General features: G+C 40.5%; 20 protein-coding genes. 2 read left to right on the forward strand and 18 right to left on the reverse strand.

What is annotated here, in order from left to right:
- Positions 1-132: 132 nt before the first annotated feature.
- Entirely contained in the window at positions 133-447 is a 315-nt protein-coding gene (locus DFQ01_RS00925) for a hypothetical protein (RefSeq protein WP_146216820.1), read from the forward strand.
- A 12-nt stretch (positions 448-459) separates the two neighbouring features.
- Here DFQ01_RS00925 and gmd (DFQ01_RS00930) read toward each other — a convergent pair whose 3' ends face one another.
- A complete protein-coding gene (gene gmd, locus DFQ01_RS00930) occupies positions 460-1,419 on the reverse strand; it encodes a GDP-mannose 4,6-dehydratase (RefSeq protein ID WP_110042002.1) in 960 nt (319 codons plus the stop codon).
- 211 nt (positions 1,420-1,630) lie between these two features.
- Here gmd (DFQ01_RS00930) and DFQ01_RS00935 point away from each other — a divergent pair, with 211 nt between their 5' ends.
- Complete coding sequence (locus tag DFQ01_RS00935) at positions 1,631-1,954, forward strand: hypothetical protein (RefSeq protein WP_110042003.1); 324 nt, start codon at positions 1,631-1,633, stop codon at positions 1,952-1,954.
- An 8-nt stretch (positions 1,955-1,962) separates the two neighbouring features.
- On the opposite strand, the gene DFQ01_RS00940 is transcribed toward DFQ01_RS00935, so the two are convergent.
- The 17 genes from DFQ01_RS00940 to DFQ01_RS01020 all read right to left on the reverse strand — a co-directional run bounded on the left by DFQ01_RS00940 (position 1,963) and on the right by DFQ01_RS01020 (position 21,092).
- Positions 1,963-2,988: a stalk domain-containing protein gene (locus DFQ01_RS00940; protein WP_110042004.1), complete on the reverse strand. Its 1,026-nt coding sequence runs from the start codon at positions 2,986-2,988 to the stop codon at positions 1,963-1,965.
- Between the two features lie 8 nt (positions 2,989-2,996).
- Positions 2,997-4,097, reverse strand: coding sequence for a hypothetical protein (locus DFQ01_RS00945; RefSeq protein WP_110042005.1), 1,101 nt, complete (start codon positions 4,095-4,097; stop codon positions 2,997-2,999).
- 43 nt (positions 4,098-4,140) lie between these two features.
- Positions 4,141-5,478, reverse strand: coding sequence for a UDP-glucose dehydrogenase family protein (locus DFQ01_RS00950; RefSeq protein WP_110042006.1), 1,338 nt, complete (start codon positions 5,476-5,478; stop codon positions 4,141-4,143).
- 77 nt (positions 5,479-5,555) lie between these two features.
- Entirely contained in the window at positions 5,556-6,923 is a 1,368-nt protein-coding gene (locus DFQ01_RS00955) for a sugar phosphate nucleotidyltransferase (protein WP_110042007.1), read from the reverse strand.
- Positions 6,924-6,941: 18 nt separating this feature from the next.
- The gene (locus tag DFQ01_RS00960; RefSeq protein ID WP_110042008.1) at positions 6,942-7,994 is read right to left on the reverse strand and encodes an NAD-dependent epimerase/dehydratase family protein; all 1,053 of its coding nucleotides are present in this window, start codon (positions 7,992-7,994) and stop codon (positions 6,942-6,944) included.
- A 112-nt stretch (positions 7,995-8,106) separates the two neighbouring features.
- Complete coding sequence (locus DFQ01_RS00965) at positions 8,107-9,516, reverse strand: flippase (protein WP_110042009.1); 1,410 nt, start codon at positions 9,514-9,516, stop codon at positions 8,107-8,109.
- A 49-nt stretch (positions 9,517-9,565) separates the two neighbouring features.
- Positions 9,566-10,453: an ATP-grasp fold amidoligase family protein gene (locus DFQ01_RS00970; protein WP_174812876.1), complete on the reverse strand. Its 888-nt coding sequence runs from the start codon at positions 10,451-10,453 to the stop codon at positions 9,566-9,568.
- A gap of 108 nt (positions 10,454-10,561) precedes the next feature.
- Positions 10,562-11,920: an O-antigen polymerase gene (locus DFQ01_RS00975; RefSeq protein WP_174812877.1), complete on the reverse strand. Its 1,359-nt coding sequence runs from the start codon at positions 11,918-11,920 to the stop codon at positions 10,562-10,564.
- Between the two features lie 64 nt (positions 11,921-11,984).
- On the reverse strand, positions 11,985-13,184 hold the full coding sequence (locus tag DFQ01_RS00980) for a glycosyltransferase (RefSeq protein WP_110042012.1): 1,200 nt from the start codon (positions 13,182-13,184) through the stop codon (positions 11,985-11,987).
- The gene (locus DFQ01_RS00985) at positions 13,181-14,152 is read right to left on the reverse strand and encodes an NAD-dependent epimerase/dehydratase family protein (protein WP_219993685.1); all 972 of its coding nucleotides are present in this window, start codon (positions 14,150-14,152) and stop codon (positions 13,181-13,183) included. The genes DFQ01_RS00980 and DFQ01_RS00985 overlap by 4 nt, the downstream gene beginning before the upstream one ends.
- 57 nt (positions 14,153-14,209) lie before the next feature.
- Complete coding sequence (locus DFQ01_RS00990) at positions 14,210-15,463, reverse strand: glycosyltransferase family 4 protein (protein ID WP_110042013.1); 1,254 nt, start codon at positions 15,461-15,463, stop codon at positions 14,210-14,212.
- Between the two features lie 97 nt (positions 15,464-15,560).
- A complete protein-coding gene (gene gmd, locus DFQ01_RS00995; RefSeq protein WP_110042014.1) occupies positions 15,561-16,640 on the reverse strand; it encodes a GDP-mannose 4,6-dehydratase in 1,080 nt (359 codons plus the stop codon).
- 27 nt (positions 16,641-16,667) lie between these two features.
- Entirely contained in the window at positions 16,668-17,609 is a 942-nt protein-coding gene (fcl, locus tag DFQ01_RS01000; protein ID WP_110042015.1) for a GDP-L-fucose synthase, read from the reverse strand.
- A gap of 22 nt (positions 17,610-17,631) precedes the next feature.
- Positions 17,632-18,327 carry a sugar transferase gene (locus DFQ01_RS01005; RefSeq protein WP_110042016.1) on the reverse strand — a complete coding sequence of 232 codons (696 nt, stop codon included), beginning with the start codon at positions 18,325-18,327 and terminating at the stop codon, positions 17,632-17,634.
- A 267-nt stretch (positions 18,328-18,594) separates the two neighbouring features.
- Positions 18,595-19,473, reverse strand: a complete 879-nt coding sequence (gene galU / locus DFQ01_RS01010) for a UTP--glucose-1-phosphate uridylyltransferase GalU (RefSeq protein WP_110042017.1) — start codon at positions 19,471-19,473, stop codon at positions 18,595-18,597.
- 133 nt (positions 19,474-19,606) lie between these two features.
- Positions 19,607-20,305 carry a CpsD/CapB family tyrosine-protein kinase gene (locus DFQ01_RS01015; protein ID WP_110042018.1) on the reverse strand — a complete coding sequence of 233 codons (699 nt, stop codon included), beginning with the start codon at positions 20,303-20,305 and terminating at the stop codon, positions 19,607-19,609.
- The gene (locus DFQ01_RS01020; RefSeq protein WP_245946469.1) at positions 20,286-21,092 is read right to left on the reverse strand and encodes a YveK family protein; all 807 of its coding nucleotides are present in this window, start codon (positions 21,090-21,092) and stop codon (positions 20,286-20,288) included. Before DFQ01_RS01020 ends, DFQ01_RS01015 begins: the two co-directional genes overlap by 20 nt.
- Between the last annotated feature and the right edge of the window lie 84 nt (positions 21,093-21,176).

Raw genomic sequence — 21,176 nt, forward strand, 5'->3', positions numbered from 1 at the left:
TGATCGAAAGTGTCAATAAATATAGGCGTTTTTGACGGTATATATATGGAAAATCGATATTTTCATGATTGAAACGACAAAATAATATGATACAATATGTATCATTGAGTAGAAAAAATAGGAGGTTGTGTCATGTCATTTTCTTTGCACCACGCAATGGCTATGCTGATGCAGTTGGTGCTCTCGTCCATTCTTATGCCAGTAATCGTTTATTTGTGTACGCCTGTCATGATGACAGGGACGTTATCCGCAATGTCGGCCTCGGTCATCGCTGTTTACGCATCGCTGCTAATCATCTCACACGCCATCGGACTCCGTGTTATGAAACGCAATGCGCAGGCACTCGCCATGATCATACCGACCGTACTCGTCGCTGATGCTGCCGCTATGTTGGTCGGTATGAATTGGTATGGCACAACGGTCATCGATTTACTCATCAAAATGTAATCGCTCGTCGCTCTACGTCCTATTACGCTCCAAATCCTGATTTACCATCATTTCTATTAATTGCTTGAAATCCACTTCCCGCTTCCACCCAAGCTTACTGCCCGCTTTCGAACTATCACCCAGCAGCAAATCAACCTCTGCCGGACGGACAAAAGCCGGATCGATCACGACATATTGCCGGTAATCGAGGCCTACATAACCAAATGCCACTTCCAACAGCTCTCGAACGGAATGCGTTTCGCCTGTTGCGATGACATAATCGTCCGGTTCATCCTGCTGCAGCATGAGCCACATGGCTTTCACGTAGTCGCCGGCATAACCCCAATCGCGGAGCGCATCCAGATTGCCCATTCGCAGCTCGCGGTCCAGCCCCAGCTTAATGCGAGCGACAGCGTTAGTGACCTTGCGCGTGACGAATTCCAAGCCTCGGCGCGGTGATTCATGGTTGAACAGAATGCCCGAGCATGCGTACATGTTGAAGCTTTCCCGATAGTTGACCGTGATCCAATGCCCGTATACTTTTGCCACCCCATAAGGACTTCTCGGGTAAAATGGCGTCGTTTCCTTCTGCGGCGTTTCGACGACCTTGCCGAACATCTCGCTGCTGGATGCTTGGTAGAATCTTGCCGTCGGCTTCACAATGCGTACCGCCTCGAGCATATTCGTAACGGCCATTCCCGTGATTTGCCCCGTCGCAATCGGCTGCGGCCACGAAGCGGCCACGAAGGACTGCGCCGCTAGATTGTATACCTCATCTGGGTCAGATACTCGGACCGCCTCAATCAGGGAGGCCAGATCGGTCAAATCGCCCGACAACCAATGAATCCGATCCTGAATCGCTGCGACATTCTCAAAATTGGGCGTGCTCGTCCTTCTCCGCAGCCCATACACCTCGTAGCCCTTCTCCAGCAGAAGCTCCGCTAAATACGAGCCATCCTGCCCCGTAATACCTGTAATGAGTGCGCGTTTCATGCATTCTTTCCCTTCTGGTTGCTATATCTTTCGTTCTGCGCCTAACGAATGATTTGCGAGCATATATCGTTATGCTACTTTATGCTCGTCAACCAGTATGAACACGGCTCAATTACTATGAATATGTAGCAAATATAAAATCCCAGCTTGAAAAAAGATTGTTTAATGATACAATATGTATCATATAGAATAAAAAAAGGGAGGTCTCTCGATGTCCGCAATATCGCGTCGCTCTGCAGCCTTTGTATCACAACTCTTGCTCTCATCCATGCTGCTGCCCGTTCTTCTATTCTTCATTAGCGGTCCAATTATCGAAAACACTCCACTATCATCATTGTCGATCGTAATCATAGCGGCGTATGCGTTACTGCTCATTGCTTCTCATGTGTTTAGTTTACAAACCATGTCGACAACTCGTAAATCCCTTTATGTCGCCATATTCATTCTAGCCAGCATAGCAGCCGATGGAGCCGCCATGCTAGCCGGTATGAACGTCTATGGTACACAACTATTGGAATTCTTATTTAATGTATAAAGGATCGCTTAGCTCATCATGCTCTCAAGCTGTTTCTGACCTTCAGCCATCTCAGACTCAAAACGCGTGCGATACTCTTGAATGATTGCCGTGTCATAACCATTTTCCGTTAGCTTCGCTTCTGTTTGAGCGATGATCGTATTAAACTGCGACGTTACTTGTGCCAAATAAGCTTCACCTTGTGCTTTAAGCTTTTGTTTGGTTGCTTCATCTTCAGTACTAAAATACTGAAGAGCAAGGCTTGCGAAGCGACTCTTCGCCGTATTATACAGCGACTGCAGCTTCGTGTCCGCATCCGCCTTAATTTGCTCGTATGTCGGTTTCACCGCTGAAACGCCACCGCCTGATACTGCACCTGTTCCTTCCGTACCGGAGCTAGTACCCGCTTCTGTACCATTCTCGTTATCCGAGCCTGTGCCAGTTTCTTGATCCGTGTTACTGTCAGTATTACTGTTTGCCTGCTGTTGCTGACGGTATTCTTGTGACTCCCCTGAGATTCGGTGTGTTGCCGAGTCCCACTTGATCTCTGTCCCAATACTCTCACTCATGAAGCGAACCGGTACATAGATCGTGTTATTCACCATGTATGCAGTTTGTCCAGTAGGAAGCGTACGCGACGTACCATCGAATACAAAAGAGGCCGACACTGGTGCAGCAGTAATCGCCTTACCTCCTACCGAAGAAGACTGCCCACTCTTTCCTGCAGCATTCATCAGATACTCCTGCAGCACGATGCGTTCTTTATCTGAAGGCTCCGATACCGTAACTTTCTTCGTCTTACTATCCCATGCAACCGTCTTCTGAAGAGCATACGAAATGAATCGAACGGGTACATAAGAAGTGCCTTGATTTACGAAAATGAATTGTCCTTCCGGAAGCACAACCGTCTTGCCGTCGAACACAAGCTCAAATGCAGACGTTTGAACCTTAACCGATTTATTAGACGTCGGTTGTGCCTGTGCTTGCGCTGCAGCAGGCAGCATTAATGTTAGAGCAAGAACCGCCAACCAGATTGTTTGCCATTTGAATTTCATAGATATACCTACTTCCCTGTCATGTGTTTTGCAATCGCCGCTATTCCACTTGCACGAGCAGCAGATTTGGCCTTATCGTATTCCGATTTCCAATTAGGCATTGTAGATGTAGGAATACCGGCTGCTTTGTAGTCTGCTTGAGCCTGGGATTGAAGTTGGTTGAACTGGCTGTCACACGTACTCTCCGCGTCCGACAACTGACCGAGGAATTTCGTCTGCAGCTGAGACAGCGAAATGTCTGGGTTAGCATTGAGCTCAGCCGTAATTGATTGGAGCAGCTTATTGCTCTTTGCTGTACAGGTTGACTTCAAACTCGCAAACTTCGAATCATATTTCGCGTCAATTTCTTTCTTCTTAGCAGCTTGTTGCTCGTCCAATTGCGCTGAAGCAGAATTTGTGTTCGTCGTATCCGACTTTGTCGTCGTATTGTCTGATGTTTCAGCAGTGTTCGTTGCCGTCGAATTATTGGCGCTGCTATTAACGTCTTTAACCTGCGTTCCCGAATTCGAAGTGGTCCCAGATGCTTTGGCCGCCTGCATCTCCTTCCACTTTTGCTCATATTCTTTGATTTTCTCAGGGTCTGTTTCGCCGACCCATTCAATTGGATAGTCGGGATTGAGGATATTAAGGTTTTTACCGTACTTAAGCGTAATAGATCTTAGCAACTCAATTTCATCTTGTGTCAGCTTCTCCAGTAGCAAGTCACGAATATGCTGTTTTTCCTCGGTTGTAAGATCGTAGGTGGCATTCCCCTGCAGGTAACGTATGTCTCGCAAACTCAACCCGGAATTGAGCAGAATCGCTGCGATATCGAGTGCATCTTGACCCTCAATTTCCTTGCCCACAAGGCTTGCAGCTTTATCTACCGCACCCTCCATAACTTTCGGAATTTTCGCAGGTTCAGTTGTAACTTCTACACTCCCACTTGTCTCTGGATGCCGGCTCTTAATATCATCTAGACTGATGGACTTAATATACCAATATCCTGCACCAACTGATGCAATAATAAGAACCACTAACGTTATTATAATAATTAACAGCCACTTCACCCAGCGCCGCATCTTCTTTTTCTGTTTAGTTCCTTTCTCAACATGTATCTCCGTGGTCATATTGCCTCCTATGTACTCTAGTTGTAGAGCATAGATTATAATCTTAGAACGATAAAACCGGATTGCTCTCTCTTACACCATTATTCATCCTCGGCCGGCCGATAGAATAATAAGCAAATGGTGTGTCCTTAAGGTCCTCTTCTCGATAAATGTTTCTACCATCAATTAGGTTTGGTGATTTCAACCACTGCTGAATACTTGATAACGGGATATTGCTGAACTCTTTCCACTCAGTTAGAATGCAGAGCGCGTCCGCCTCCGTTGCTGCTTCCTGAGCTGACTGACAGTACTTCACCTCAGAACGGTTAAAGTTTCTCTCGAAATTACTTGATGCAATTGGGTCATAGGCTTTAACCTGCGCCCCTCGTGCTAATAAGGTCTCAATAATATCGAGGGCTGGAGCGTCACGAACATCGTCCGTCTCTGGTTTGAAGGCAAGCCCCCAAATCCCTATAGTGCATCCCGCAACATCTCCCAGCAGCTCCTCCAGCTTACGGATCACATTAAAGCGTTGATCTGAGTTTACTTCTACCACAGATTTTAATAGTTTAAAGTCATAGTCCATCTGTCCGGCAATTTGAATGAGAGCTTGCGTATCTTTCGGGAAGCAAGAACCGCCATAACCGATACCTGCCTTCAAGAAAGAAGAGCCTATCCTTCGATCCATCCCCATACCGTTGGCGACTTCCTCTACATTAGCTCCAACCTTTTCGCAAATATTGGCGATTTCATTAATGAAAGAGATCTTCGTAGCAAGGAAGGCATTAGAAGCATATTTAATCATCTCTGAACTTCTTACATCCGTTATCGTAATTTGATTAGTCAGAGGGCTATGCAGCGCAGTAAGTTTCTCTGCCGCTCGCTCACTCGCTGTTCCTATAATAATACGATCTGGATTCATCGTATCCTTAACCGCGCTTCCCTCCCTAAGAAACTCGGGCACAGAAGCAAAATCAAAGGATACAGTAGCATATTCCCTTATTATGTCCGCTACCTTCTCATTTGTCCCTACTGGTACAGTACTCTTCACAACGATAACTTTATATGTATCAATAGCTTGGCCAATCTCTTTTGCCGCCTGCTCAATGTACGTCAGGTTAGCCCTTCCATCAGGCAGTGATGGAGTTCCAACTGCAATAATAATGATCTCTGAGCTACCTACTGCCGAGGCCAGATCTGTCGTAAAAGACAGCCTCCCTGCAACCATATTGCTAGATATCAATTCCTTGAGACCTGGCTCATGTATAGGAACCTCGCCATTATTCAACATATCAACCTTCGCTTGCACATTGTCCACACAGACCACTTCATTACCCAATTCAGAGAAACATACCCCAGAAACTAAACCGACATAGCCAGTACCAATTACTGCCAGTTTCATCCTTTTCCACTCCTTGCAATTTACATAAGACAACCTCAGTTGCAATTGGAAATATTATAAGCAGTATTCCTTTTCACTTAAATATTAAGACAGTGTTTGGTCATTTCCGACCATGACGAGTATAACTCCATCACCTTATCCTCGTCGGAATATCCGTTATGAACAACAATCATCTCTATATCCGTATTTGCTTTTAAACCATGTAGAGTCTTCATCGGGATATGAAGTACATTACCAGCTTTCACTTTCATTGATATCCCGTTCTGAACAAACTCTCCTTCGCCTTTCACGATCGTCCATACCTCTTCACGGTTTAGGTGCATTAGATAACTAAGATTTCTGGCAGCTTTAATTGCAACACGTTTTGTAATTACGGTACGCCCATCTTCGTATCGCTCATTATCCAAAATTCTAACCCAGCCCCACTCTCGCTCCTCAAACATTGGACCTTGTTCATAGTTTATATAATCTTTTATCCGCGGGCTCGCACCCTTATCCGATACAAGTATACCATCAGGACTAACGGCCACAACAACATTCGGTACGCCAAGTACAGTAACAGGGATTTCAAGTTCATTTACCAAATGAGTATTGATGCAGTCTTCACTGATCGTTCCTCTACCAATCTGATTCTGCCCCATCTCTTCCGTCAATGTATTCCATGTACCAAGATCCTTCCAATATCCACTGTAAGGAACCACTACAATGTTTTGGGTCTTCTCAACTACCTCATAATCGAAACTAATCTTTGGAAGCTTGTGATACTGTTCCACGAGTTGATTGTATTCGAGTGGATACCCCTTTTCCTTCAGGATATTAATGAGATATCCCAGTCTAAAGGAGAACACACCACAGTTCCATAAGGCTTGTTGTTCTATTAAGCCGACAGCTACTTTTTCAGAAGGCTTTTCCTGAAAATGACTTACTTTCATTAGACCATCGTTAATGTTCTGTTCACGTTCTGGAATAATATAGCCGTACTTTGCCGACGGATAAGTGGGCTTAACACCAATAAGTGCTAGATCGGCCTCGGTTTCCTGTAATGTTTTCTCTAATCGTTTTACAGTATAAAAAAAGTGGCCCTCTACGTAAGGATCCACAGGTAATACCGCTATCACTTCATCCAAAGCCACTTTTGCTACTGAATATAAATAAGATGCTGACAAAGCAATAGCCGGAAAGGTGTCTCTACGCTCAGGTTCAATAATAAGCGGCACAGATGGCCCGATCTGATTATGCATCATTTCAATCTGGGCTTTCCCAGTTGCAATGTAACTACAATCCACCAGGCCGCAATCATCGATTTGTCCCCAAACTCGCTGTACCATGGAGACAAGTTCTTGATCCTCATTCTTAAGAACTTTCAAGAATTGTTTTGATCGGGCATCGTTTGATAACGGCCAGAGACGTTTACCAGAACCACCGGATAGAAGGACTAGCTTCATCTTAGTTCCTCCTCCCATCTAAAGTGAATAATATTCTTTATACCATGCTGCAAATTTGCGTAAACCTTCCTTCAGGCTCGTATTTGGCTTAAACCCAAAGTCTCTAACAAGGTCATCAACATCAGCATATGTTTGATAAACATCTCCAGGCTGCATAGGAAGAAGCTCTTTTTCAGTTGGTTTATTAATAATTCCTTCTGCTATTAGAGAATTTTCCAGAGTCTCTACAAACGTTGATAAACTTTCAGGCTGATTATTACCGATATTGTAAACCTTATACTTAACTCCATCTTCTGAAGGCTCCGGACTCTTTTTCATAACCTTCATAATCCCTTTGATAATATCATCTATATATGTAAAATCCCGATACATCTCACCATAATTAAAGAGAGCAATCTTTTTTCCCGAAACTATGTTGTTTGTGAAACTAAAATAAGCCATATCGGGTCTTCCCAGTGGACCATAGACAGTGAAGAACCTCAAACCTGTTGATGGAATACCATATAATTTCGAGTATGAATGTGCAAACAATTCGTTTGATTTTTTTGTCGCAGCATATAAGGAGACAGGGTTGTCTACTTGATCCTCAGTGGAATATGGCACTTTTTTATTGGATCCATAGACCGATGAAGAGGATGCATAGACCAGATGTTCAACCCCTTTCTCTCCATTATTGTAGGAATGCCTACATGCCTCAAGTATGTTAAAGAATCCAACAACATTTGACTCAATATAAGAATCGGGATTTGTAATACTATAACGGACACCTGCCTGAGCTGCAAGGTTTACAACGAAATCAGGTTTGTACTGAGTAAAGACTGAATCTAATAGTACCTTGTCAGCTATGGATCCTTTTATAAAAGTAAATTTCAATTTATCCTGACTTTTAGAAATTTCGTTTAGTATTGATAGTCTTTCCTCTTTCAAAGCGACGTCATAGTAGTCATTTAAATTATCGAGTCCAACAATAGATAATATAGAACCATTCATTAACAATAGTTGTTTCGCTAAATTGAAACCTATAAATCCCGCAACCCCTGTAATCAGTATCGTCTTATTATTGAACTCCATTAGGTTTGCTTCCTCCAAATATAAAATATGCAAGGTCTACTGTTAGCTAAGTACAGATTCTAAACTTATATGAAGAATCAAGCGATTAAAAAATATAAATAAAAAATATATCTCAATGTTTTTTAATGTCAATCTTCAACTGTTTTACTATAAACCAGCCTGCCATTAAAGTGTAAATCACTGAGCCAAACAACACCTGAGAAATTAAACTTATTTGTTCATTTGATCCTGTTGGTATATATCTAATAACTAGATACATCAACAAGCCTGAAAACAGAAAATACAATTCCCATTTTAAATAAAGTGAGAATGAAAACTCTTTTCTTACACTAAACAACTGATAAAAACAAACCAACAGTTCTGCAAATATTGTACTAACCGCCGCTCCAACTGCCCCAAACATTGGTATTAACACTAAATTCAAAATAAAATTAAGTACCGCCCCTAAAACTGTCGATACAATGAATACACTATCTTTCCTACTTGGTATTAAGTACTGTGATCTGATTACATTCCCACAAGCTATTAAAAGTATTGTAATCGCAAGATAGTTCATTATAACGCCCGATGATTTAAAAGCATCTCCATAATATAATATAGAGAAATCCTCAGATACTCCTATAATCCCTACCATAGCTCCAGTCGCAAAGGCTAAAACAATGAGCATTGTCTTGTCTAAATACTTTCTACTTTCTGATATTTTATTATTTGCAATTAATGCTGTTATTCTTGGCATCATAGCAGTACCAATAGCAGCAATCAAAGCCAATGGAACGTTTATTATCTTTTCTGCATTATCAAAGTACCCAAGTTCTGTGATTGTACTCATATAACCAATCATTATTTTATCCATAATTTTGTAAATACTAACGGATAAGACAGGTATAAATAATATAAGATTGGGCTTCACATGTTTTAAAACATCTTTGAACGATACCCTTACGAAGTGTATATACCTTTTTAAGTATGGCCACAAACTGATTTGACTAACAAAAAATCCGCATGCCATTATTCCAATATATATATAGATGTCATTACTATCCTTCACAAAAATAAAGATCAAAACAACTGTAGTTAACTTAACTATAATATTTCTAACCACTGTAATTTTAAATTGCTCTATCCCAAAAAAGAACCAATTTATATCAAGTAAAGAAGAAAGAACAAAAACGCCTTGGATTAAGGCTGCTCTCTTATCCTGAGCAAATTCTATCGCATATATCATGTATACGAATAAGCAAATACCAAAACAAATCACCTGCAGAGTATATATCTCCCAAAACGTCTTAGATCTACTTTCTTTATCAGTTTGGGTAGAGGCAATCTCTCTGTTTCCATAATTATTTAACCCTAGCATCGTAAAGTAAGTAAAATACAGTGCGACTGAATAAGAATAAGAGTATAGACCAATCCCTGCAGGACCTGTGACCCTGGATAGATAAGGAGCAGTAACAAAAGGAAGAAAAATCACTAAAAACTGTTGTAAAAAATTATAGACAACATTTCTTTTTATATTATACATAATGTCCTACCCTGCATCTTCTCTGAATTCTTATAAACTTTTTATTCCATCATCCATTTAATCTTATTTTTTCACCTAAGATTGTGCTATATTGCTCCGGGTAAATTAGTTCAACTCCATTTCCAGGATAAAAGGTCATCTCTCCAAAATATATCTTGTTATTAAAATTGTAAAAGTCAACTCTTACAAATGGAAATTCCCTAGAGAGCTTTTTTGCATAATCTATCATTAGATTTAACTGTGAGGGTCTCGGCACTTCTTCTTGACTGTTATTATATTCGATTTTAAAATCCATCAGTTCCCAATTTAAATCATATATATTCCTTGTATGATTCCCGAACCGATCTATATCCATTTGAATAAATTCAGGTCTCCCGTTAAAACAAAAAAACTTGTAATCATCAGGTGACTTTCCCGAATCATTAAGATATTCCTCGATAATTACTTGTGCTTCAATATTTTTATAAGCCCATTCTCTTCCATGTAGATAATGATTATATCTAAGATATCTATTTAGTTCTCTCACTGCTTTCTTAAAATCAAAGTCATTCTTATTACTACAAAAAATATTTTGTCCACTTCCATGATTTACTTTCATAACAAATGAATCCGGCAATTCAGCTATATTTATATCTTTTACTGATTTATATACACCATAAAGATCATTCAATACATCTTTGCCTATCTTCTTCTCCACATAATCTCTGACCAGAAATTTATCAGCACATGTTGTCATCAATGGATTTCTCAAATTAAGTTTTAACCATTGTATTTTTTCATTGAAAGTCTGCGGCTCTTCAAGATTCAGGGTTTTACCTGTTTTTTTTTTATATTGCATCCTAATATAGGTCTCATCTTTAAAGAGCTTATAGATACTATCCCTTGTTTTTTTCAAATAATAAAATCCAGCAGAATTTCGCTTAAGCGTTACACCCATACCAATTTTCCTCCCTAGAAATCCACTAATACAAACCATTTTCATTCTAGAATGTTCTTTTTAGCAATATACGGCTACGCCCCATCGATATGGGTTTGTTCGCAATAATCAACTAATCAAGATACTATTCTTAGTAGTTTTTCTACTAATTACATCAAGAACTTTAAGAATCAGCGCAAATAAAATAATTTTCATTTGAGATTCAGGTTGAAATATTTCAAGCATCGGCAAAATTAGTAATGCATACATACACAACCCGATTACATTTTTTTTATTCAGTACGTATAAATAGAATCCGCATACAATAAGTCCCGTTAGCATACCGCTTAGAACAACGCCAAATATACCAAAGTGAAAATAGGCCCATCCATATGCATTTACAGGTCTTCCCGTATCTCCCACGCGGAATATTTTATTACTCACAATTTCTGATGAGTGAACTAGAGGTTTCTCCGGCCACAGACTACGCGGCACAAAGTACTCGATTCCTCTAAAAGCATTTTCATATTTTTGGTAATTTAATGCTCCACTATCTAATTTATACACTAGTGCTGGGATATTATCCCCATATCCGTTATATCTCGATAAAACCGCTAATTCTGACACAAGAGTATTATTCGTATTTGTTTTTGAAAAATTAGCATCCCCAGCTGTTCTAATTGCTCCTATATACATTATGATAATGATCAATGGAACCGCCAAAATAATAATTTTCGATAGTTTTACTCTTCGCACCATTTCATTTCGATATACGATGTATGGCAAAAACGCTGCTAGAATAGCTAAACTTCTTCTTCCGGTTAGGATTATTCCAACAAATACAATTAATAAGTAAATAATCGCTCTTTTCTTTTTACCACTATATAGTGCCATTACCGGAATACATCCGGCAAAACCCAGCAAAGCAAGCAGATATCCTTGATCGGCAAAGGCTGCACCACCGCCACTCATCCCATTGATTATTCCGCCTAGTTCAAGAGAATTTTTCAATGAGGATATTAAAGAAAATAGAAATATTCCTGTACACATTAAAAAAATTATCCACGGGTTTATCTTTATCTCATTTCGTTTTACATCACTTTTTATCCCTCTACCTTTAATAATGAAATACGCTATTCCGTATCCTATCGTGAATGTAACAAACCAGATTAACATAATTAACAATGTTTTATCATAGATATAATGTGGCACCATACTTATACTATTCCGGATACCCGCCGAAACCATGGTCACGTCTATGTATCCTAAAAAACTATAAATAAATAAAAAACAAAACGGATTGAACATATTCTTACTAAAAAAAATAATTCCTAAAAAAAACATCGTAATTATACTTACCAATAAAACAGTACTTACCGGCATCTTATTAAATGAAAGTATACTAAATAAGATCGTACCCAGTAACAGTACGGAATACGTTTTTATTATTATGTCAGTTTTAGTGGATTTTCTAATGCTAAATTCCATAACAGGAGCCTTCCCACCCATCTTCTCTCATAAAACCTTCTTTGCAAAAGTGCTTCTCATTTACTTATTTTTTTCCCAAACTCTTTAATTTGGAATAAAATCCATTCCTTTTCTGCTTTAATATATTATTGTGATACTTTTTGGATATCTCATATAGATGTCTCCTTTTACTCTCTACGGTCCCCCAATTATTTAGAAACTTTTCAATATAAAGTGCAAAACTGTCTTCATTAAGTTCCGGAACAAGCAAATCCTCGTCCAATAGTTCACATAATCCATCAACTTTAGAACCGATGCAAAGCAGCCCATTAGCCATTGCCTCAATAACCGCTCTCGGCAAACCCTCACCCATTGATGGGAACACTGCAATATGAGATTTTATAAGTTCCTTTTGTACCGCTTCAAACCCAGCCTTCCAGCCAACAAAATCTAGATCATCACCTATACCTAGATCCTTTCCTAACTGTTCAAATTCACTTCTCTTAACGCCATCTCCGACAAGAATTCCACCAATATTAAACCCTTTTTTTCTCAAAATCGATATTGCTTTGATAAATATATCTTGTCCCTTTCTATTATCTTGCATTTTTCCTGTATGAATTAACATAACTTTAGGTGGTAAATCCTCTTTCCATTCTTCAAACCTATAATTCGAATCTTCTAATCTAATAGTTGAATAACTTGATTCGAAATAGTTAGTACTTTGACCTTGAATGCGAGCTTTGCTTGGATATAATTCTTGTAATACCCGATCAGTTACATAGGAAACTCCATTCGCACTCAAGCACATTGATCTTGTTTGACGCACCATTAAATATGTAATAATGGGCTGGTAAAAGTTTTGCATAGCCTTTTTCGAAAAGTGTGTTGCAGGGTTATTCATTATTTCCACGGCAAATGGTTTTTTGCTTCGTTTTACAAGCGGATATGCTATCATAGAAATTGGGCTTGGAGCCCTAAAGATAATACAATCACTTTGTTCTATCTGTGCCTTCATAATGCTTATTACTTTAAAAAGATTCTTAATCAACCCACCAACGCCTCTGAAATTTGGAAGTCCGGCAAAATGCACTCTATCCCTATCAGAGCGCATATACTTTGATTCGTCTATAGAGTCAACATGCATTAATCTAGCGCAAACACAAATCTCCTCATATACATTCAAATATCTTTCCCAGAACTTTATATTGGATTGCTCATCAACCCAAACTTCTCGATTAGGAAGTTGTTTGAAATGTTGTTCCTGAATAACTAGTAATTTCATCTCTTCTCCTCGTATTCCCTAATCCACTCTATTGTTCTTTTAGTCCCTTCGTGTCTGCTATAGGGGACGGTTGGAATTACTTTATAAGTACCACTCACATCATTTACTCCGTCATGCGTCATATTCATATATCTGAATGTGGTCATTGGGAATGGAATTTTTATTTTCTTTAACAAATCCCCAATCCGAGCAGCAGTTTTGAAAACTATAATTGGCATCTTATATATCTTGAATCCAAGTTCATCAGCAATCTCATCTGCCCATTCATTTATTTCGTAGGCAGGCTCATCACCGATATAAAATACTTTGTTTTCTTCATCTAATGTATCGGTAAATAGCAATCTTTCAATTTGGTAGACGCTGTTTCCTATATAACCATAGGTTTTGAAACACCTCGTATTCCCAATATGAAAGTACAACCGCTTCATAACCATATCGAAAAAGTTCCTGTACGGAACACCGAACCAGGGGCCCCATATAGAAGTTGGTCTTATAATACACCAGTCACAATGAGGCTTATTTTTCCATACTTCTTTTTCTGTGATTACCTTGCTCTCCCCATAAATAGTATGTGGTCGATAATCAAATTGACTGGTTGGTACATATCCATTTGGATTAACAAATTTAGAAGAGGTTATAATAACCTTTTTTAATTCTGGAATTTCTTTTGTAATACTCATCAGGTTCTCTACCCCGATAGTATTTGCGGGGTATTCGTTTACGGTCTTTCCATCTAAATCGGTTCTTGCTGCCAAATGTACAATATAATCGGGAGCAAAACCTATAACTGCCTCGCGGAAGCTTTTAAAATCCGTTATATCAACACTTTTCCACAGAGACAACTGTTTAACATTCATCGGTTTTTTAATATCAATATTTAGAACCTCATGTCCCTTGATAACTAATTCTTCTAATAAGTTTGTTCCGATGAAACCTGATCCGCCAGTAACTAATATTTTTATAGACACTATTTTGTCTCCCTAATAATATACTCAGAATACCTAATAACTTCTTTGCTCCAGGTCTCAGGACGACATAATCTCCCGAGTATACTTCTCTATGGAAACTTTTTTCGTTAGATTTTTCACTAGATAATCCCTTCCGCATTGTCCCATCTCAAAAAGTCTATTAACATCCTGATATTCCATAATCTCATTTAAAATAGCCTCAACTTCACTGTAATTCTCAGGCTCCGTTACATAACCACAATTTGTTTCTTCAATAATGAGACGCGCCTCAGATCCATATTCCAAAACCCCTAATACCGGCTTTCCCGCCGCCATTATTCCGTATAACTTACTTGGAACTGATACTCCCTTAATCCCTTTAGCATTAATACACCAATGAATATCCCCTGCATTCAAGCTATAAATCAGGTCTGATTTCTTCTGATAAGGAATAAAGGTCACATTCGTGAGGTCTTGTTCTTTTTTATATGCTATCAACTTGTCTAAAACAGATCCTTCTCCGATAAAGGCAAATACAACGTCATTTCGATCTTTGAACTTCTTAATGACATGCATCATGTTCTCAAGGTCATAGTATAGACCAATATTACCTGAATACATAATGACAAACTTATTCTCTAGATCATACTTTTTCTTGAAAGCATTTACCTGTTCATGGTCAGACGGTAGTGGATAGATTTCCTTCTCATCTACCCAGTTATTAATGAAAGTATGATTTGGCACTCGTTCTGATTTGAATCGATTCTTCAACGTTTCAATCATATCGCGACCAACTACAATTATTTTATCGGCACGTTTGCAGCTGAACTTATCTAACCACATCATAGTATTCAGAATTAACTTATTCTTACTGTATGCTACAGCCATCGTCTGTTCGGGATTAAAATCTTGAATGTTGTAAATATACTTGGCCCGTTTCATCCACTTACCCCATACTCCAATTAGCCCCCCTAGGACTGGCGGCTGTGAAATAGAATAGACATAATCCATCTTACCTACCTTAAATGTTGCCAGCATTGCTCCACAGAAGTAAGACACAATGTTCTTAACTCTGCTTATTTTGTTGCCCTTCGTGAACTCTGGTACACGAATTCGAATTACTTTGACACCATTAATCTCTTCCTCATAGAACATCTTCGTTTTATACTCTGGGCTAATTGTTCCTGTGTATGATGGAACTACGCAAATCACTGTTATGTCGAAAGAAGATAACATTCCCTCAGCGAGCTCCTTCAGGATTTGACCCGTTGATGCAACATCTGGAATATAGTAATGGGCGTATATTAAAAGTCTTTTCCTATTTTTATCCATACCTCGTCTTAACACCTGCGTTTTTATTATTTTTCTGCATAAACAAAAACAGTTTATGCCCCCTTGTACCGAAGACATAAACTGTAACTATTGCTATTTAATCAAACATTCGCTTAACCCGATCTTCCTTTTCAACCTTCTGCATATCGGATTCCACCATCCGCTTTACTAGCTCCGTAAACGGCGTCCTCGTTGGATTCCAGCCGAGCAGCGTTCTCGCCTTCGTAGGATCCCCTAGCAGCTGTTCAACCTCCGCTGGTCTGAAATATTTCGGATCCACTTCAACGATAGTCTCGCCAGTTGCTTTGTTGATGCCTTTCTCCTCAATGCCTGTACCTGTCCACTCAATCTCAATACCAACATGTTTGAACGCAAGTCCCACGAATTCTCGTACCGAATGCATCTCACCCGTTGCGATGACGAAATCCTCTGGCTGGTTATGTTGGAGAATGAGCCACATGCATTCAATATAATCTTTTGCATAACCCCAGTCGCGCAAAGAATCAAGGTTACCGAGCGTCAGCATCTTTTGCTTACCTTGTGCTATACGGGCTGCTGCAATCGTAATCTTCCGCGTTACAAATGTTTCACCACGGCGTTCCGATTCATGGTTGAACAAAATGCCATTAACAGCAAACATATTATAGGATTCTCGATAGTTCTTTGTAATCCAGAAACCATAGATTTTCGCGACTCCATATGGTGAACGTGGGTAGAACGGTGTCGTTTCGCGCTGCGGCACTTCTTGTACTTTACCGTACAATTCAGAAGTAGATGCCTGATAAACGCGAGTTTTCTCCGTTAGGCCAAGAATCCTCACAGCTTCAAGAATGTTCAGCGTACCTTTAGCATCTACATCGAGCGTATAACCTGGCATATCGAAAGAAACGCGTACATGAGACTGAGCCGCAAGATTATAAATTTCATCCGGTTGAATTTCACCGATTAAACGCGTTACATTTAGAGCATCTGTAACATCCCCGTAGTGGAGATGAAAGCGTCCGTTGTTCAACAGTGCATCTGCTTCTTCTTCCGTAAGAAGATCCTCCAGACGCTCTTGGTTATAGGATGAGCTGCGGCGGATGACACCATGCACCTCATAGCCCTTCTCTAATAGAAACTCCGCCAAGTATGATCCATCTTGCCCGGTAATTCCGGTAATGAGTGCTTTTTTCATTATTTCCTCCGACGTTCTATGTCTAAGCTATTTTGCTGCCACAATCTTATTTTCCAAGAACCAGTTGTATGCACGGCGAATGCCTTCTTCCAGCGAAATCGACGCCTTCCATCCTAGTCCATTAATTTTCGTCACATCGACCAGCTTACGAGGTGTACCGTCCGGCTTCGTTTCGTCGAATCGAATATTACCCGTGTAGCCTACGATCCGACCGATCGTTTCAGCCAATTCACGAATGGAAACATCCTCCCCGACTCCGATGTTGACAATTTCACTGTCCTCGTAGTTATTCATTAGGAACACACAGGCGTCAGCCAGATCATCCGAGTAAAGAAACTCCCGTTTCGGGGTACCTGTACCCCATACTTCCACATAAGGACTTCCGCTTTCCTTCGCTTCATAGAACTTTCGCATTAAAGCAGGAAGCACATGCGAGGACTGCAGATCGAAGTTATCGTTCTCTCCATACAGGTTAGTAGGCATCGCTGAGATATATTTCGTTCCATACTGCCGATTGTATGATTGGCACATTTTAATACCGGCGATTTTTGCAATTGCATATGGCTCATTCGTTGGCTCAAGTATACCTGTCAGCAAATGTTCTTCCTTCATTGGCTGAGGAGCAAACTTAGGATAAATACAAGTACTGCCCAAGAACAACAGCTTCTTAATACCCGTACGATAGGAGGCATCAATTATATTATTCTGAATCATCAAATTATCACGTATAAAATCTGCAGGGTATGTATTGTTTGCAACAATCCCACCTACTTTAGCAGCGGCCAGGAATACGTACTCTGGCTTCTCTTGCTCAAAGAATCGCTCCACTTCCTGTTGATTCCGTAAATCTAGCTCTGAGCTTGTCCGATAAACGAGAGACGTATATCCCTCGCGTTCGAGTCTGCGAAGAATAGCAGACCCAACAAGCCCCCTATGTCCAGCAATATAAATTTTAGCGTCTTTATTCATGGTCTTCTCCCTTAATATGTTTCTAGTATGCATCCTTCGAGCCTAGCAGCACCCTAAAGGTTCGTAGAATAATTGTGAGGTCGAACCAAATACTCTTCTTCTTTATGTATGTCAAGTCCAAATCAACCATTTGATCAAAGCTTAACTCATTACGACCACTAATTTGCCATAATCCTGTGCATCCCGGCTTGACCATCAGTCGTTGTTTATCATGGGGCGTATACTCCGCAACCTCCCGCGGCAGCGGCGGCCTAGGTCCCACCAAGCTCATGTTTCCTTGAAGTACATTCACCAGTTGCGGGAGCTCGTCGATGCTTGTCTTACGAATAAAACGACCGATTCTCGTCACGCGCGGATCACGCTTCATCTTAAACATGGCACCTTCGATTTCATTCTGCTTCAGTAACTTCTCTAGCTGCTTATCCGCATCCCTTACCATAGAACGGAACTTAAACATCCGAAATGGTCGCTCATGCTTGCCTACCCTTGTCTGATAATAAAAGACTGATCCCTTCGGGTCATCCATCTTTATTATGATCGACACTACAATTAATACAGGTAGTAATAGAATGATTCCAAATGTAGCACCAATAATATCAAGCATGCGCTTAGCTGCATCGTACAATGTCCATTGTCCATTTTCAGCTTCTGTAAGGTCTAATCTGATTTCATCGTTCACGATGATACTCTCCGCATCATTGCGACTGGTTGATAACATTGATCTACCCCTCTCCTTCAATGGATGTACCTGTGCAAATCTCATTAAAAACACGAGCTATACCTTCCTGCTCCAGCAGAAAAGCATAGCTCGTATTTTCAAATACAAAGATAAGAACAGGGCATCGAACCCCGCCTCACAACACACCATCGACGATGTACGTCTAAGGCCCAATAACCCACGGCGCATCCGAGTGCCTACGTTGATAACGGTCTAGTAGACATCACCTAATATGTACCTGATTCGTGTTTATTCTTGAACGGAAGATTAACGTCTATAAGTTTTCAACAATTGTTGAATCGTGTTCAGCGTATGTTCTCTAAGACTATTATCCTGCAAAGCAAATTCTAATGTCGTATTGATAAAGCCAGGTAAATCTCCGACATCATATCGCTTGCCTTCATACTCATAAGCGTATACCTGCTGCATTTCATTGAGCGCTTGGATCGCATCCGTTAACTGGATCTCTCCTCCTACGCCTCTCTCCTGCTTCTCTAGCAGATCAAATATTTCTGGTGTTAATATGTATCGTCCCATAATCGCTAGATTAGAAGGCGCTTGACCAAGCGGGGGCTTCTCAACAAGTTGATCAACCTCATATAATGGGCCACTCGGTTTCGAAGTTTTTACAATTCCATACCGATCTGTCTCATGCTCAGCCACACGTTGTACCGCTATGACTGGACTCTGCACATTTTGATAGGTTCGAATCAGCTGACCGATGCAAGGAACCTCTGATTTTACAATGTCATCACCAAGTAATACGGCAAATGGCTCATCATTGAAAAACTTCCTAGCTACCCAAATCGCATGTCCTAGCCCAAGAGGTTCTTGTTGACGAATAAAGTGAATGTCCGCCATCTTTGAAGGCTTCTGCACCTTCTCCAACAGCTTGAGTTTTCCTTTCACCCGTAGGTTTTCCTCAAGCTCGAATGCGCTATCAAAATGATCCTCAATTGCACGTTTATGTTTGCCAGTTACAATTATTATGTCTTCAATACCCGCTGCAACCGCTTCTTCTACGATGTACTGAATCGTAGGTTTACTTAAGATCGGGAGCATTTCCTTAGGCATTGCTTTAGTAGCAGGCAAAAACCTTGTGCCCAAGCCCGCTGCAGGAATCAACGCCTTCCGAACCGACTGCATGAAATGCACCTCTCTTTTACAATCTTGTATACTACGACATAAAGTCTAGTATTATATTACCACAGTGGTACTATAATACTACTAAATTTCTCATCCAAGCAGTACATTAATCCTAAAAATTCAATTAAGTTAATTAACTTTCATTACCATTGCCATAGTAATAGTAATAACCTTGTGATGATTTATTCCGTTTTACATTATTCATCACAACACCTAGTATCTTGGCATTAACTGTATCAAGGCCAGCTTTCGCTTTTAGAGCGGCGTCTCGCTTTACAGTTCCATGGTCCATAACAAGAATGACACCATCGCTCTTGGATGCGATAAGTTGAGCATCTGTTACAGCTAATATTGGGGGCGTATCGATCAGTATAATGTCGAAATGCTTCTTCAAAGAATCGAGCAGCTCGCTCATTCGCTTCGACGATAGCATTTCAGCTGGATTAGGTGGAATTGGACCTGCAGTTACGATGAATAGATCCGATACATTCGTTTCCTGAATCACCTCTTGCATCTCACTTCTCCTCGATAGCAACGAGGACAGGCCTACGCGGTTAGAAGCGCGAAACGTATGATGCATAGTCGGCTTCCGCATATCAGCATCAATCAGCAGTACACGGCGTTCAGATTGAGCAAAGGTAATGGCCAAATTGGAGATCGTCGTCGATTTCCCTTCCCCTGGACCAGCGGAGGTAACAACAATAACTTGCATAGCCTCATCAATAGATGAAAAGTCAATGTTGGTCCTAAGCGTACGATACGCCTCCGATATAGGGGATCTTGGGTTGGCTAACGTAATAAGAGGTCGTCTATTATTTACCGACTGCGACATGCTCAATATCCCCTGCTTTCCGTGATACTCTTGACAATACATCGATTTGTCCTTGTTCGGACTGCTTTGCAATAATTGAAACATCTTGGTCTTGACCTAGCTCTGAGGGATTAACTCGATGAATCATTGCCAACATTGGGAGACCTAACAATTGCTGGACGTCCTCTTCCGTCTTAACCGAATCATCCATATACTCAAGAAGGAACGTCACGCCTAAACTAATGAATAGTGCTAGCACGAACGCAATTACACAGTTCAATACAACGTTTGGCGAAACTGGTTCAGCATTCACGTTTTCTTCCTTCGCATAGTTCAGGATCGAAACGTTCTTTACACTCATCAGATCAGGTATTTCAGTCTGGAATACTTTCGAAACAGCATTCACAATTTGTGCAGCCTTCTCGTAGGACTTATCTTGAACGACCAGCGTCATCACCTGAGTATTGTTTACAGAACTTACACTTACCTTCTCGATCAAATCTTCCGAACTCAGCCCAAATTCCGGATACTGCTCTGCGACAACATCCATAATTGCGGGAGTTTTAATAATCTCTTTGTATGTATCAATCAGCTTGATATTCGTAGTTACGGTATCTGAGTTGAGCTGCTGGATTTCTGGGTCAGATGTTTTTGTGACAATAATTTTCGTAGATGCTTCATATTCAGGCTTAATGACAAACTTGCTAACGATACCGGACAATACCGTTGCTACCACGACCAAGGCTACTATCCACCACAAACGCTTACGAATGATTCGAACGTAGTCCTTGATTTCTAGTTCTTTCACGTCATTCTCCCCCACGATCATTGGTTGCATTTTGACAAGATAAGCCCCCTCCCTGTTCTTCTCGAGAGGGGGCTAGATCATATT

Origin of the sequence: Paenibacillus cellulosilyticus (genome assembly GCF_003182255.1) — a bacterium.
In the GTDB taxonomy this organism is placed as follows: domain Bacteria; phylum Bacillota; class Bacilli; order Paenibacillales; family Paenibacillaceae; genus Paenibacillus_T; species Paenibacillus_T cellulosilyticus.

Excerpts from the sequence above, each read along its gene's own strand:
- galU (WP_110042017.1), bottom strand. The coding sequence starts at position 19,473 with ATGCAGTCGGTTCGGAAGGCGTTGATTCCTGCAGCGGGCTTGGGCACA.
- DFQ01_RS00990 (WP_110042013.1), bottom strand. The coding sequence starts at position 15,463 with ATGGATAAAAATAGGAAAAGACTTTTAATATACGCCCATTACTATATT.
- DFQ01_RS00975 (WP_174812877.1), bottom strand. The coding sequence starts at position 11,920 with ATGGAATTTAGCATTAGAAAATCCACTAAAACTGACATAATAATAAAA.
- DFQ01_RS00940 (WP_110042004.1), bottom strand. The coding sequence starts at position 2,988 with ATGAAATTCAAATGGCAAACAATCTGGTTGGCGGTTCTTGCTCTAACA.
- DFQ01_RS00980 (WP_110042012.1), bottom strand. The coding sequence starts at position 13,184 with ATGAAATTACTAGTTATTCAGGAACAACATTTCAAACAACTTCCTAAT.
- DFQ01_RS00925 (WP_146216820.1), top strand. The coding sequence starts at position 133 with ATGTCATTTTCTTTGCACCACGCAATGGCTATGCTGATGCAGTTGGTG.
- DFQ01_RS00945 (WP_110042005.1), bottom strand. The coding sequence starts at position 4,097 with ATGACCACGGAGATACATGTTGAGAAAGGAACTAAACAGAAAAAGAAG.
- DFQ01_RS01015 (WP_110042018.1), bottom strand. The coding sequence starts at position 20,305 with ATGTCGCAGTCGGTAAATAATAGACGACCTCTTATTACGTTAGCCAAC.
- DFQ01_RS00950 (WP_110042006.1), bottom strand. The coding sequence starts at position 5,478 with ATGAAACTGGCAGTAATTGGTACTGGCTATGTCGGTTTAGTTTCTGGG.
- gmd (WP_110042014.1), bottom strand. The coding sequence starts at position 16,640 with ATGAAAAAAGCACTCATTACCGGAATTACCGGGCAAGATGGATCATAC.
- gmd (WP_110042002.1), bottom strand. The coding sequence starts at position 1,419 with ATGAAACGCGCACTCATTACAGGTATTACGGGGCAGGATGGCTCGTAT.
- DFQ01_RS00970 (WP_174812876.1), bottom strand. The coding sequence starts at position 10,453 with ATGGGTGTAACGCTTAAGCGAAATTCTGCTGGATTTTATTATTTGAAA.
- DFQ01_RS00935 (WP_110042003.1), top strand. The coding sequence starts at position 1,631 with ATGTCCGCAATATCGCGTCGCTCTGCAGCCTTTGTATCACAACTCTTG.
- fcl (WP_110042015.1), bottom strand. The coding sequence starts at position 17,609 with ATGAATAAAGACGCTAAAATTTATATTGCTGGACATAGGGGGCTTGTT.
- DFQ01_RS00955 (WP_110042007.1), bottom strand. The coding sequence starts at position 6,923 with ATGAAGCTAGTCCTTCTATCCGGTGGTTCTGGTAAACGTCTCTGGCCG.
- DFQ01_RS00960 (WP_110042008.1), bottom strand. The coding sequence starts at position 7,994 with ATGGAGTTCAATAATAAGACGATACTGATTACAGGGGTTGCGGGATTT.
- DFQ01_RS00965 (WP_110042009.1), bottom strand. The coding sequence starts at position 9,516 with ATGTATAATATAAAAAGAAATGTTGTCTATAATTTTTTACAACAGTTT.
- DFQ01_RS01005 (WP_110042016.1), bottom strand. The coding sequence starts at position 18,327 with ATGTTATCAACCAGTCGCAATGATGCGGAGAGTATCATCGTGAACGAT.